Consider the following 12,146-nt stretch of genomic DNA (forward strand, 5'->3'; position numbering starts at 1 on the left):
CATCGATGAGAAAAGTCCTGCGTTTCCTCTCCATGGTGCTGGCCGTGATCGCGCTTGCGGCGGCCCTCGGCACGCTGGTGCCGCGCCCGCTCTGGCCGGCGGCGTCGGCGGGCGAGGGCACGCGGCACATACTGGTGCTGAAGAATCCGATCCATACCGATATCGCCATTCCGGTGGACGATGCCGTACGCAAGCGCTTCCATTTCCTGGCAGACGCCGGGCTGCCTTCCGATGCGCCCGAAGTGCGCTACATCGTCTTCGGTTGGGGCGGCCGCGCCTTCTACCTGGAAACACCGACCTGGTCTGAGCTCAAGGCCGTTCCGGTGATCAAGGCGCTGACCCTCGACGCGTCGGTCATGCATGTCGACGTCGCCGGCGCTATCGTCGAACCGCATCCCGATGTCGCCGGCTTCGATATTGGGGATAACCAGTTCGCGGCACTGCTCGATTTCATCGAGGCCAGTTTTCAGCAGGGGCCTGGCGGCCCGGAAGTCATCGACAATGCGGCCTACTCCAGCTTCGACCGCTTCTACGAGGCGAACGGCCATTTCAACGCGCTGGTCGGCTGCAACACCTGGACCGCCGCCGCGTTGCGCACCGCCGGCCTGCGCACCGGCTGGTGGAACCCGCTGCCGGTTTTGCTCGGCCTGTCGATGCGGCTGTATAATTGACGGCTGGCCTCCCAGGATTCCCGGACAAGAAATCATGGCCCTGCAAACTATGCTTCATGATGACAACGTCACGGTTGATGTTGTCATATAGGACTTTTCTAAAATAGGAACGTCATTCATCTACACGCGGTGTTAAATATTATCCTGAACTGTGCAGGACTGCCGCTGTCATAAGAGGGTGTATGTCATTTTTGATTGAGCTAATACGATACCTCTTCAGTGGAGTGGTATTCTATATCAGGCCGCGCACCACTGTTCGCGACACAATGAATCGCGATCTTTCGTGGTCTCAAATTTCCGGCGTCATATTGGTGTTGGCGTTGGCACAGATTTACGTCGGCTATTTTAGCGTATCCGGCCCTGTTCGCATATTTCAGATATCGAAATTTTTTATTTCGTATCAATTGGCTACGACAATTCTGGCTATTTTTGTCGCCTCCTATGTCATCGTTGCTCTGTCCGGCATGACGTCAGAAAAGTCTAATTTCAAAGATGTTCTTCAGGGAATTACTTTGAAATTTCCAATAATATTGGCGATATTCGTTTTTATTTTCATATTGAAGTATGCATTTATCGGATTTATCTATATATTGCCGAGTAAAATGGGAGAGGTGGTCGCATGGACGGTCCTTGGAGCAATGTTTCAGGCGAATGAATTGGTAAGGAATTTAGATAGGGCGCTAAGCCCTTACGGAATTTGGAAAATTTCGTCCGTGGCGGTCCTTGTCCAGCTCGTTATCGTGTCAAAATATGCCTTCAAGAGTAACATTTATATGGCAATCGCTACCGCCGTGGCCGCGGCTATCTCCTGCGCTGCGGTCGCGGCTCTGGTTTTCTTTCTGCTGTATCACAGCCTGTATTTGAAGCCGGTCGTGGGCACTTTGTTTTCATAAAGCCTGCGCAAGTCCCTTGCGACTACGGCTGTCACGTGTCTCCAGGGTGCGTCGCGTGGTCGGCTGGGATGCCTGCAAGCCTACCGTCCTGGCGCGGCATGCCAGCCATAAAGCCAGTCGAGATCCGTCGCGAGCTTTTCGGAGGGGCGTATCTTCAGGAACAGGTTGCGGGCGATCGCCACTGGACCCGAGGCATGCCAGGCGAGCCGGTTGACAGCGCCGCGTCGGGCGACCTGCACGACACGTGGTCGCCGCGATTGCTCCCAAACCGCAAGGGCGGCCAGGGGGTTGGTGGGGGAGGCATAAACGGCCTCGGCAAGCGTCGCCGCATCCTCGATCGCCATCGCCGCACCTTGCGCGGCGAACGGCGTCATCGCATGCGCCGCGTCGCCGATCAGCGCGATGCCGGCCGGCGTTGTCCAGGGCTGCTTCTGTTCAACCGTATGGAGTGGCCAGACTAGCCATGGGCCGGCCATTTCCAGCAGCCTTCCAAGGCCTGGCGCCATGTCGCGCATGGCGGCAGCGAGGATGTCGGGATCGGCATGGCCGGACCAGTCTTCGGCAATGCGCTCGCCCCTGGTGAAGGCGACGAGGTTAAAGGCTTCGCCCTTGCTGACGGGATAGGCGACCATATGGAAGCCAGGATGCAGAAAGGTCGTCACACAGTCGGCCGCTCCGATCGCGGCAAAGGCTTGCCCGGCGGCGCTGTCAACCGCGACGGTGGTGCGCCAGGCCAGCTCTCCCGAAAAACGGCTTCTTGGCGATGCCATCCTTTTTGCATCGACAAGCCCGCGTACCGACGACCAGACGCCATCGGCGCCGACCAGCAAGGAGCCCTGTTCCTCTACCGTCTTGCCGCCGATCTCGACGGTCGCCGTGACACCATGGCTGCCGGTCGCAATTTTTTCGACGCGCGCCCCGAGCGTGAGATGGACATCAGGTATCTCTGCCACACACGCCAGCAGCGCGCTCTGCAGGTCGGCCCGGTGCGCGACGAGATAGGGAGCGCCCCAGCGGCTTTCACCCGACTGCCCGAGCGGCACGCGAGCCAGTTGGCGCAGCGTCCTTGCGTCCTTCAGCACCACGGCCTCCGGCCGCATCGCCGCCGGCAACAGCCGATCGAGCACGCCGAGGTCACGCAGGATGCGTGTCGCGTTGGGAGAAAGTTGGATGCCGGCGCCTACGGCTTCCAGGCGCGGCGCTTGCTCGAACAGCTGCACGGGGTAGCCGCGTTCGGCGAAGGCAATGGCTGCGGTCAGCCCGGCGACGCCCGCTCCGACGATGACGATTTGCCGGGAGCGCTGGTCGTCCATCAGCTCTGTCGCGAAGGAATCAGGCGGCCTGGTCGATGTAGAGGCAGCCCGCCGGCACAGTTTCCGTCGCCTTCAGCTTCGGCGAGTAGCGGTAGAGCGTCGAGCAATAGGGGCAGACTTTCTCATTGTCGTCGCCCATGTCGAGGAACACATGCGGGTGGTCGAAAGGCGGATTGGCGCCCGTGCACATGAATTCCTTGACCCCGATGTCGATCGCCGGATGGCCGGCATCGTTCTGGAAATGGGGAATGGAACCGCCTGCCATCGTCGTCTCCTTAACGCAGTCTCGCATGCATCTGGATCATAACAGGTCTCTTTGCAAGATCGATGAAATGAAACTGTCGCAAAAGCCTGTCAGAGGATAAGTTGAGCCGGTTAAGCGTGTGACCGCGGACGCCAAGCGATTCTGCGACCGATCACGCGTCACAAATACATGTTAGAGCACCGCCATCTGGCGGCGCTGCAAAAGGAACGGTTACGGGCAGGGACAATGAATGAACTGAAGCCGGTGCAGAGCGAATTCGTCAATGTCGAGGTGGCCAGTTCAGAGGGCGGCAACCCGGATCGCTTCGTCAACCGCGAGTTTTCCTGGCTACAGTTCAATCGCCGCGTGCTCGAGGAATCGCTGAACACCCATCATCCGCTGCTGGAGCGCGTTCGCTTCCTGTCGATTTCGGCGGCCAATCTCGACGAGTTCTTCATGGTGCGCGTCGCCGGTCTCGCCGGCCAGGTGCGCGAAGGCATCACGCTGAAAAGTCCCGACGGCCGCACCCCCGAACAGCAGCTCGAGCAGTTGCTGCGTGAGGTCGAGCGGCTGCAGGAAGACCAGCAGAAGAGCCTTTCGGCGCTTACCGTGCTGCTCAACAAGGAAGGCATCGAGAGCATTACGCGCGATGCGCTGACCAAGGACGAGAAAGTCTGGCTGGAGGAGCATTTCCAGGACCAGGTGTTTCCGGTGCTGACCCCGCTGTCGATCGACCCGGCGCATCCGTTCCCGTTCATCCCCAATCTCGGCTTCTCGATGGCGCTGCAACTGCGCCACCGCAAGAATGGCGAGGAGATGAGCGCGCTCCTGCGCCTCCCGGTGGCGCTGAAGCGCTTCATTCGTCTGCCGGACCGCAAGAACCATGTCCGCTTCATCCCGCTGGAGGAGGCGGTCGGTCTCTATATCGGCAAGCTGTTTCCGGGCTATGAGGTCAAGGGTTCCGGCACATTCCGCATCATCCGTGACAGCGATATCGAGGTCGAGGAAGAGTCCGAGGACCTTGTGCGCCTGTTCGAGACGGCGCTGAAGCGCCGCCGCCGCGGCTCGGTGATCCGCATCGAATTCGACAGGCTGATGCCGGCGGAGTTGCGCGACTTCGTCGCCGGCGAGCTCGGCGTCTCGTCGAGCCGCATCAGCGTCTTGACCGGTCCGCTGGCGCTCAGCCAGATCTCCGAGATCGTCTCCATCCCGCGCGACGATCTGAAGTTCACGCCCTACAATCCGCGCTTTCCCGAACGTATCCGCGAGCATGGCGGCGACTGCTTTGCCGCCATCCGCGAGAAGGACATCATCGTCCACCACCCCTACGAATCCTTCGACGTCGTGGTGCAGTTCCTGCGCCAGGCCATGGCTGATCCGGAAGTGGTGGCGATCAAACAGACGCTTTACCGCACCTCCAACGACAGCCCAATCGTGCGCGCCCTGGTCGACGCGGCCGAGGCCGGCAAGTCGGTGACCGCCCTGGTCGAACTCAAGGCGCGTTTCGACGAGGAGGCCAACATCCGCTGGGCGCGCGATCTCGAGCGCGCCGGTGTGCAGGTCGTGTTCGGTTTCCTCGAGTTGAAGACTCACGCGAAAATGTCGCTGGTGGTGCGGCGCGAGGACGGCAAGCTGCGCAACTACGTGCATCTGGGCACCGGCAACTATCATCCGGTCACCGCGCGCATCTACACCGACCTGTCCTTCTTCACCACCGATCCGACGATCGCCCGCGACGTCGCCCAACTGTTCAATTTCATCACCGGCTATGCCGAGCCGACCGCCGAAATGCGGCTGGCAATCTCGCCATTCACGCTGCGCAACCGCATCCTGCAGCACATTTCCGACGAAGTCGCCCATGCGCTGGAAGGGAAGCCGGCGCGCATCTGGATGAAGATGAACGCGCTCGTCGACCCGATCATCATCGACGCGCTCTATGATGCCAGCCGCGCCGGGGTCGAGATCGATCTCGTCGTGCGCGGCATATGCTGCCTGCGGCCCCAGGTGCCGGGCCTGTCAGAAAACATCAGGGTCAAGTCGATCGTCGGCCGCTTCCTCGAACACAGCCGCATCTATTGTTTCGGCAATGGCCATGGCCTGCCGTCGGACGAAGCGATCGTCTACATCTCCTCGGCCGACCTGATGCCGCGCAATCTCGACCGTCGCGTCGAGACTATGGTGCCGATCACCAACCCAACTGTGCATGAACAGGTTTTGGGCCAGATCATGCTGGGCAACATCATGGACAATCAGCAAAGTTTCGACGTATTGGCTGATGGAACCTCCCGGCGCGTTGTGCTTGAGGAGGGCGAGGAACCGTTCAACGCGCAGGAATATTTCATGACCAATCCGAGCCTGTCCGGACGGGGTGACGCGCTGAAGTCGCACGCGCCCAGGCGCATTGCGCAGTTCAAGCGCCGCAAGAAGAACGCTGCAGCGTCCACCTGATGCTGTCTGATTCCCAGGGCCGGCTGCAGGACCGCCGACCGCTATCCATCATCGACATCGGGTCGAATTCGATCCGCCTCGTCGTCTATGAAGGGCTGGCGCGGTCGCCGACCATGCTGTTCAACGAAAAGATGCTCGCCGGTCTTGGCCGGGGCATCGTTTCGACCGGAAAGCTCGACCCCGAGGCGGTGACCCGCTCGATGGAAGAGTTCCGTCGCTTTCGCGCGCTGTCCGATCAGGCCGGCGCCGAGCATATGTATGTCCTTGCCACCGCCGCCGCGCGCGAGGCGATCAACGGTCCCGATTTCATCCATCGCGCCGAAGAGGTCCTCAAGACCGAGATCCGCGTGATCAGCGGGCGCCAGGAAGCCTATTATTCGGCGCTGGGCGTCATTTCCGGCTTCCACCCGGCCAATGGCATTGCCGGCGATCTGGGCGGCGGCAGCCTCGAACTGGTCGACGTCAATGGCGAGGCGATCGGCGACGGCATAACGTTGCCGCTCGGTGGCCTGCGCCTGCAGGACATGGCGAAGAACTCGCTTGCCCAGGCGCAGAAGATCGCACGCGATGAGCTGGCGCGGGCCAAGCTGCTGAAAGGCGGGCAGGGCCGGCCCTTCTACGCCGTCGGCGGCACCTGGCGAAACCTCGCCCGGCTGCACATGGAGATGAACAACTACCCGCTCGGCGTCATGCACCATTACGAGATGTCGGCCGACAGCGCGACGAACTTTCTCAAGCAGGTGGCCAAGGCCGAGATCGAGAAGGTCAAGGGCATCGAGGGCGTCTCGAAGAACCGCCGCTCGCTGCTGCCCTATGGCGCCATCGTGCTGCAGGAGATCATGGCGGCGATGCAGCCGTCGAAGATCATCGTCTCGGCGCTCGGCGTGCGCGAAGGTTTTCTCTATTCGCTGCTCGACGAGGCCGAGCAGAAGGCCGATCCGTTGATTTCGGCGTCCGAGGAACTCGCCCGTTTGCGCTCACGCTCGGTCACCCATGCGCATGAACTGGTCGACTGGACGGCCAAATCCTTCGCCGCCTTCGGCATCGACGAGACCGAGGACGAGGCGCGCTACCGCCACGCCGCAGCATTGCTGGCCGACATCGGCTGGCGCGCGCACCCGGAATATCGCGGCAAGCAATCGCTCAACATCATCGCTCACGCCTCTTTCTTCGGCGTCGACCATCCCGGCCGTGCCTTCCTGGCTTTGGCCAACGCCTATCGTCACGACGGCATCTTCAACGAATCCATCGCACCTGAAATCAAGGCGCTTGCTACGCCGCGCTATCTCGAGCGGGCTCGCGTGCTGGCGGCGATGATGCGGGTGGTCTACCTGCTGACGGCCTCGATGCCCGGCATCATGCCCAGGCTGAAATGGGAGCAGCGCGCCAACGGCGTGCTGGCGCTGGTGTTGCCGGCGTCGCTCTCGGATCTCTATGGCGAGCGGCCGGCCGGCCGGCTGGCGCAGCTGGCGCGGATCACCAACCGCAGGCTGGTGCTGGCCGTGGAGGGCGGGCCGAGCGTGTCGGTGAAATAGCTTGGGCTTCTCAGTTGAACACTGATGGCACGATGTGCGGGGTACCTCGTCGTGCCATCGAAGCATACGCCGATTAAGAAAGTTGTCGACCCGAGCTTCGGGCCTTTCGGGGGCGTAATATGAATAAGGGGCTTCCTAATATCTTTTTTCTTTATGAGCAGAAAGTAAATGTGCATGATCTCGCCGGGAGGGACCCATGCACATTTCCAAGATCACTATTCGGAACTTCCGATCTTTCGCACATCTAGACGTTCGCATCGCTGAAAACACGACGTGCATAATCGGCGAGAATAACACTGGCAAAACGAACCTCTTGCAGGCTTTGAGGCTCTGTCTCGATGTCAATCTTGCTTCGAGTTATCGATCTCTACTGCCGTCTGATATCCACTCGGCCGTTGATTTGTCCCATCCCTCCCAGGTGGTCATTGCGATAGAGATCGACCAATGGGCCGGTAAAGTGAATGAGGAGGCGTTGGTCGGGGGGTGGCAAGTTGCGCCCGACCGAGCACGCCTGATCTACCGTTTCAGGCCGAAACTCAAAGTCCGTGACGACCTTGCCGACGAGACAATCGAGCCGGGCGACCTGACAATTGATGACTATCAGTGGGAGATCACAGGCGGTGGTGATCCAAGACACGATGTCGCGACTGTCGATTGGGATCAAGATATCGGCGTTGGGATACGATTTTCTGACCTCCAGTCCTTCCTTGTGGTGCACCTACCCGCGCTTCGTGATGTTGAGAGTGACCTTAGGCAAACCCGAAGCTCACCACTCACTCGGCTTATCGCCGCCTCTGAGATTGATCACGCGGAGAAGGACGCTCTGGTACAGGCGCTCCGAGACGCGAACCAAACAATCGCGGAGTCGCCGACGATCGAGGCCCTGGCCGAAGCCATTGATGCATCGTTCACAAAGGTCAGCGGCCCAGCCTTCGATATGGGTGTCGGCCTAGGGCTAGCCGAACCATCATTTCAGGCGATCGTCAAAGCGCTTCGCATTCTGCTGACCAATGCTGCCGTCACTGATTTTGATCCCGCGCAAAACGGGCTGGGCCTCAATAATATTCTCTATGTCTCAATCTGGATTGAGTACTTCAACAAGCGCCTCGCTCAGGAGAAGTCCGCTGGCCAGATAATTTTGTTCGAAGAACCCGAGGCACATTTGCACCCGCAACTGCAACTGGCGTTGTTCGGAGCACTCAAAGCGCTTCCATTCCAGTCGATATTGACCACGCACAGCACGCACATAACGTCCCAAGCTGACCTCAGCTCTTTTGTTGTGCTGACCAACGTCGGCGTAGCCGGAACTGCGTCTGGAGTGCCGGCAGAGAACAAAGACCTTGAGCAGAATGATATCGCAGACCTTGAGCGGTTCTTGGATGCCACAAAGTCGAACATGCTATTTGCTCGTAAGGTCATCCTGGTTGAGGGACCGGCCGAGCTCTTTCTCATTCCACCCCTCGTCAAGGAGGTGATGGAGATAGACCTTGATCGTGAAGGGATCGCGGTGATCCCAATCTATGGCGTTCACTTCGACGTCTACGCCAAGCTGTTCACAGAGGGCAGCTTGCCGAAGCGATGTGCCATAGTTGCCGACGGTGATTTGAAGCCAAGCGATGCCATTGAGGAGGATGGGGATGACGAACTTCCAGACCCCCCTGACCTCGATGCCCTTGAAAACGACTACGTGAAGGTCTTCAGGTGCCCAACAACGTTCGAGCGTGCGATTACGATATCCGGTACCCTCGAAATGTTCGCAAAGGCGGCGGACGAGATTGGTGCACCGAGAGTAGCCACGCGGCTCCGCCGCGGAGTCCGAGCGCTGGAGCAAGAAGGCCTTACAGCGGATCAGCGCCGCGAATTATTGGACCCGCTGCGTGCCGCCGTGTTGAGTACTGCAAAAAGGTTCGGGAAAGCGCGCTTTGCGCAACTAGCGTCCAGCTATGTGTCAGACGCTACAGCTTTGCCTCCCTACATAAAGAATGCCGTGAAATGGCTACGCGACGATGAAGCTGACGAGTGAGCAGAAACTGGCAGTGGACTGCCCAGATGATTTGATGCTGACCGCGTGTCCCGGCAGCGGAAAAACCCGAGTCATCATCTCGAAGCTGAGCCGAGCTGTGGATGCGATCCGTGGTACACCTCGCGTCGCTGGGTGTATTACCTACACAAACACAGCCGTGCATGAAATTGAGACGCGCCTGCGGCAGCACTCCCAGGTTGGTGATGAAGAAAACTATGACGTTTGCACCATTCATTCTTTCTGCCTAAACCACATTTTTCGGCCGTTTTGTCACCGGATCGAAGGATATGAAAATGGGTTTGAGGTAATCACGCCCGATAGCGAGCAATTCAACGAATACGCTTCCGCAGCTAGCGCGGACTTCAATCGCTATAATCTCACCTTCCGAGAATTTGAGGAGTTTTCGCTGCTTCAAATCAGCGAAGCAGGCGAACCTTTCGGCTCGGTTCTCGACACAGGAACGATCCGAAGGGAGGAAGCGTTGCGCTTTTGGCAGCGGCTTAGGAACGACGGCCGCGCCGACTTCTCACTCATTCTTTATCACTCGCTTTCACTGATGCGCGATCATCCAGAGATTGTCGAATTCGTAGCGTCCCGTTTTTCACACATTCTTATAGATGAATTCCAAGACACCACCGAATTGCAGATCGCGATTCTTGGGTTGATTGCTGAACGGGGAAGAACAAACTTCTTTATGGTCGGCGATCCAAACCAGTCCATCTTCGGGTTTGCGGGTGCGCGGCCTGACCTCGCCGATATTTTCGCAGACGAAGTCGGAGCCCGAACTGATTTGGTGCTGACGGGCAATTTTCGTTCAAGCGAGCCAATTATCGAACACGCCGAGAGGATAATCGCCCGCAATCCACCGATGACTGCCGTCGGGCCAGCGCGATTGTTTACAGAGGTTCCGGAGTACGAGAACGGCGCCACAGCATTCGCTGTCATTACCGAAACCTTCTTGCCACGACTTCAGGGACTCGGAATTCCTATCGGAAACGCAGCCATCCTCGCCCCAAGCTGGTTTACGCTTTTTCCTCTTGGACGTCGGCTCCGAGAATTTGGGGTTAGCATTGTCGGTCCCGGAGCGCGACCGTATCGGCGAAACCGGCTCTTTGCACCTCTCGCCGAGCAAATATGTGGGCATTTGATGAATCCGACTGCCGAGAGCATCATCGGGATCGAACGTAGCCTGTTCAATCTCTTTCTCGATGCCACAGGCAAGCGCCGCTACGACGTCTTCACCTACGAAGGGCGTGTCCTTGTATTCCGCCTCGTGGCGGAAGCGAGCAGGCTGCAGGAAATTCACATGGGGGCGATGGACTGGCTTACACAAGCCGCCACCGTATTTAGTGGAATTCTCATTGAGCTGAGCTTCTTCGGTACGGCTCACCGAGACTTGCTTAGCGATTCCGTCACCGAGATGGAGGCCGATATGCGAAATACTCGGGTAGACGTTGCTAACCTCACTGTTGACGAGTTGGGCGTCTATTCAAACGGTGACGCAGCCCTCAAACTCTCGTCGTTGCATAACTCTAAAGGGCGTGAATACGACGCTGTTGCAATGATTGATCTTCATCAGGGCAAGATTCCCAATTACCGCGCTAACACCCCTGAAGCGATCGCGGAGGCTCGAAGACTTTTCTATGTCGGCATCACGCGTGCGCGCCATTATCTACTTTACTCGACTGACCGTGCCGACCGGCGGAACATCCCCACGCAGTTTCTAAGAGCGGATGGCGTGCGAATGGTCTGATGACCGCCATTTGCGGCTTTGTGTCCGCGAGCGGAGCGCGCGTCGCCGCGCGAGACGCATCAGACGGAGAGCAGAATTTTCCGCTCCAGGCTCGATCAGATCATCACCAGATCGCAAGCCAAGAAAGGCTGGAGGCGATCTTCAAACGGTCGCTTTAGCAAGCATCGACGCTTCTGGAATACAGCCCCCACAGCGTGGACGAAAGATAAAGTAGGCGGCGGCCTCAGGCCGCGCCACGTCCGTCGGCCGACCAGGCTCCCGCGCCAGCCATGGCCAGCGCAAGGAAACCGCCTGATATGGCGATGTCCTTCATCAGCATCTGCTGGTGCAGGAAGGCGAGCATCGCATCGTCGCCGCCCTGGCCGTGATGGCCGATGAAGCCGGCAACGACGCAGAAGGCCGCCAGCTGCAGCGCCACGATCCGGGTCTGAAAGCCGATGAGGATCAGCAAGCCGGCGATCAGCTCGAACAGGCCCGTGCCCCAGGCTGCGAGCGTCGGCAGCGGCAGGCCGAGGCCGGCGAAATAATCTGATGTACCGGCGATGTTGGCGAGCGCCTGGAAGCCGGATGGTACGAACATCAAGGCAAAGAGCAGTCGCGAAACCAGAAGCAATGCGTCGCGGGTCATGGCCACCTCCCTTGCCGGCGCCCTTTGGGCTCGAGCCGGCTGCCCGGAAGTCTACGCCTGCGAGGCCTCGGCCGAAACCGGACCGGCTATCCCAGACAACGAAAAAGCGGCGCGGAAAATTCCGCGCCGCTTCTATCGAGGCTTGGGAGGGAGGTTTCAGCCGCGCTTGGCGTCGATCGAATAGGCGCCGGCGCCCGATGAAGCCAAGAGCAGGAAGCCGCCGGTGATGGCGAGGTTCTTGAGGAACTGGATCATCTGCATCTGGTCGGCCCAGCCGGTATGGGCGACCAGTCCGGTGGCGACGGTGAAGATCGCGAGCACCCAGGCGGCGATACGGGTCTGGAAACCGACGAGGATGGCGAGGCCGCCGAGCAGTTCAATCAGGCCGACGACCACAGCCGTTACGGTCGGAACGGGCAGGCCGAGCCCGCCGAAATAGGCAGCGGTGCCGGAAATGGCGGTGAGCTTGCCGAAACCGGAAAGCAGGAAAATGACCGCGAGCAGGATGCGGCCAAGCAGGATGGTGACAGAGCTGTTGGACGCGGTGCCGGCGCCTGCGGCGGAAGTATTGATGGACATGGTGTCTCTCCGAATAGGTTGAATGACCCTGAGATAGACGATGTCGACTGTTCACCAAA

At 59.3% G+C, this 12,146-nt stretch carries 10 protein-coding genes; 6 read left to right on the forward strand and 4 right to left on the reverse strand.

All coding sequences use genetic code 11. The annotated features are described in order from the left end of the window. Positions 1 to 5: 5 nt before the first annotated feature. Together MAFF_RS33170 and MAFF_RS33175 are read left to right on the forward strand one after the other, a co-directional pair. Positions 6 to 671, forward strand: a complete 666-nt coding sequence (locus MAFF_RS33170; protein WP_044550114.1) for a TIGR02117 family protein — start codon at positions 6 to 8, stop codon at positions 669 to 671. Between the two features lie 266 nt (positions 672 to 937). Continuing rightward, positions 938 to 1,564 (forward strand): hypothetical protein, encoded by a 627-nt coding sequence (locus MAFF_RS33175; protein WP_044550117.1) that lies wholly within the window; start codon positions 938 to 940, stop codon positions 1,562 to 1,564. Between the two features lie 80 nt (positions 1,565 to 1,644). On the opposite strand, the gene MAFF_RS33180 is transcribed toward MAFF_RS33175, so the two are convergent. Next, entirely contained in the window at positions 1,645 to 2,877 is a 1,233-nt protein-coding gene (locus MAFF_RS33180; RefSeq protein ID WP_010915402.1) for an FAD-dependent monooxygenase, read from the reverse strand. A 19-nt stretch (positions 2,878 to 2,896) separates the two neighbouring features. Further along, positions 2,897 to 3,142: a zinc-finger domain-containing protein gene (locus MAFF_RS33185; protein ID WP_032929729.1), complete on the reverse strand. Its 246-nt coding sequence runs from the start codon at positions 3,140 to 3,142 to the stop codon at positions 2,897 to 2,899. 225 nt (positions 3,143 to 3,367) lie between these two features. Here MAFF_RS33185 and MAFF_RS33190 point away from each other — a divergent pair, with 225 nt between their 5' ends. The 4 genes from MAFF_RS33190 (at position 3,368) to MAFF_RS33205 (ending at position 10,880) form a co-directional block, all read left to right on the forward strand. Continuing rightward, a complete protein-coding gene (locus MAFF_RS33190) occupies positions 3,368 to 5,569 on the forward strand; it encodes an RNA degradosome polyphosphate kinase (RefSeq protein WP_044550119.1) in 2,202 nt (733 codons plus the stop codon). After that, positions 5,569 to 7,104, forward strand: a complete 1,536-nt coding sequence (gene ppx / locus MAFF_RS33195) for an exopolyphosphatase (protein ID WP_010915404.1) — start codon at positions 5,569 to 5,571, stop codon at positions 7,102 to 7,104. The genes MAFF_RS33190 and ppx overlap by 1 nt, the downstream gene beginning before the upstream one ends. Positions 7,105 to 7,300: 196 nt before the next feature. Next, on the forward strand, positions 7,301 to 9,127 hold the full coding sequence (locus MAFF_RS33200) for an ATP-dependent nuclease (protein ID WP_010915405.1): 1,827 nt from the start codon (positions 7,301 to 7,303) through the stop codon (positions 9,125 to 9,127). Beyond that, positions 9,111 to 10,880 (forward strand): UvrD-helicase domain-containing protein, encoded by a 1,770-nt coding sequence (locus MAFF_RS33205; protein ID WP_010915406.1) that lies wholly within the window; start codon positions 9,111 to 9,113, stop codon positions 10,878 to 10,880. Before MAFF_RS33200 ends, MAFF_RS33205 begins: the two co-directional genes overlap by 17 nt. Before the next feature lie 223 nt (positions 10,881 to 11,103). Here the strand turns inward: MAFF_RS33205 and MAFF_RS33210 are convergent, their stop codons facing one another. Both MAFF_RS33210 and MAFF_RS33215 read right to left on the reverse strand, forming a co-directional pair. After that, entirely contained in the window at positions 11,104 to 11,508 is a 405-nt protein-coding gene (locus tag MAFF_RS33210) for a DoxX family protein (protein ID WP_044550123.1), read from the reverse strand. Between the two features lie 156 nt (positions 11,509 to 11,664). Then, positions 11,665 to 12,087, reverse strand: a complete 423-nt coding sequence (locus tag MAFF_RS33215; RefSeq protein WP_010915410.1) for a DoxX family protein — start codon at positions 12,085 to 12,087, stop codon at positions 11,665 to 11,667. Between the last annotated feature and the right edge of the window lie 59 nt (positions 12,088 to 12,146).

The sequence above is a fragment of the Mesorhizobium japonicum MAFF 303099 genome (assembly GCF_000009625.1).
Taxonomy (GTDB): Bacteria; Pseudomonadota; Alphaproteobacteria; order Rhizobiales; family Rhizobiaceae; genus Mesorhizobium; species Mesorhizobium japonicum.

What these genes read in the sequence shown, in the direction of transcription:
- MAFF_RS33170 (WP_044550114.1), top strand. Translation starts at nt 6, where the DNA reads ATGAGAAAAGTCCTGCGTTTCCTCTCCATGGTGCTGGCCGTGATCGCG.
- MAFF_RS33175 (WP_044550117.1), top strand. Translation starts at nt 938, where the DNA reads ATGAATCGCGATCTTTCGTGGTCTCAAATTTCCGGCGTCATATTGGTG.
- MAFF_RS33180 (WP_010915402.1), bottom strand. Translation starts at nt 2,877, where the DNA reads ATGGACGACCAGCGCTCCCGGCAAATCGTCATCGTCGGAGCGGGCGTC.
- MAFF_RS33185 (WP_032929729.1), bottom strand. Translation starts at nt 3,142, where the DNA reads ATGGCAGGCGGTTCCATTCCCCATTTCCAGAACGATGCCGGCCATCCG.
- MAFF_RS33190 (WP_044550119.1), top strand. Translation starts at nt 3,368, where the DNA reads ATGAATGAACTGAAGCCGGTGCAGAGCGAATTCGTCAATGTCGAGGTG.
- ppx (WP_010915404.1), top strand. Translation starts at nt 5,569, where the DNA reads ATGCTGTCTGATTCCCAGGGCCGGCTGCAGGACCGCCGACCGCTATCC.
- MAFF_RS33200 (WP_010915405.1), top strand. Translation starts at nt 7,301, where the DNA reads ATGCACATTTCCAAGATCACTATTCGGAACTTCCGATCTTTCGCACAT.
- MAFF_RS33205 (WP_010915406.1), top strand. Translation starts at nt 9,111, where the DNA reads ATGAAGCTGACGAGTGAGCAGAAACTGGCAGTGGACTGCCCAGATGAT.
- MAFF_RS33210 (WP_044550123.1), bottom strand. Translation starts at nt 11,508, where the DNA reads ATGACCCGCGACGCATTGCTTCTGGTTTCGCGACTGCTCTTTGCCTTG.
- MAFF_RS33215 (WP_010915410.1), bottom strand. Translation starts at nt 12,087, where the DNA reads ATGTCCATCAATACTTCCGCCGCAGGCGCCGGCACCGCGTCCAACAGC.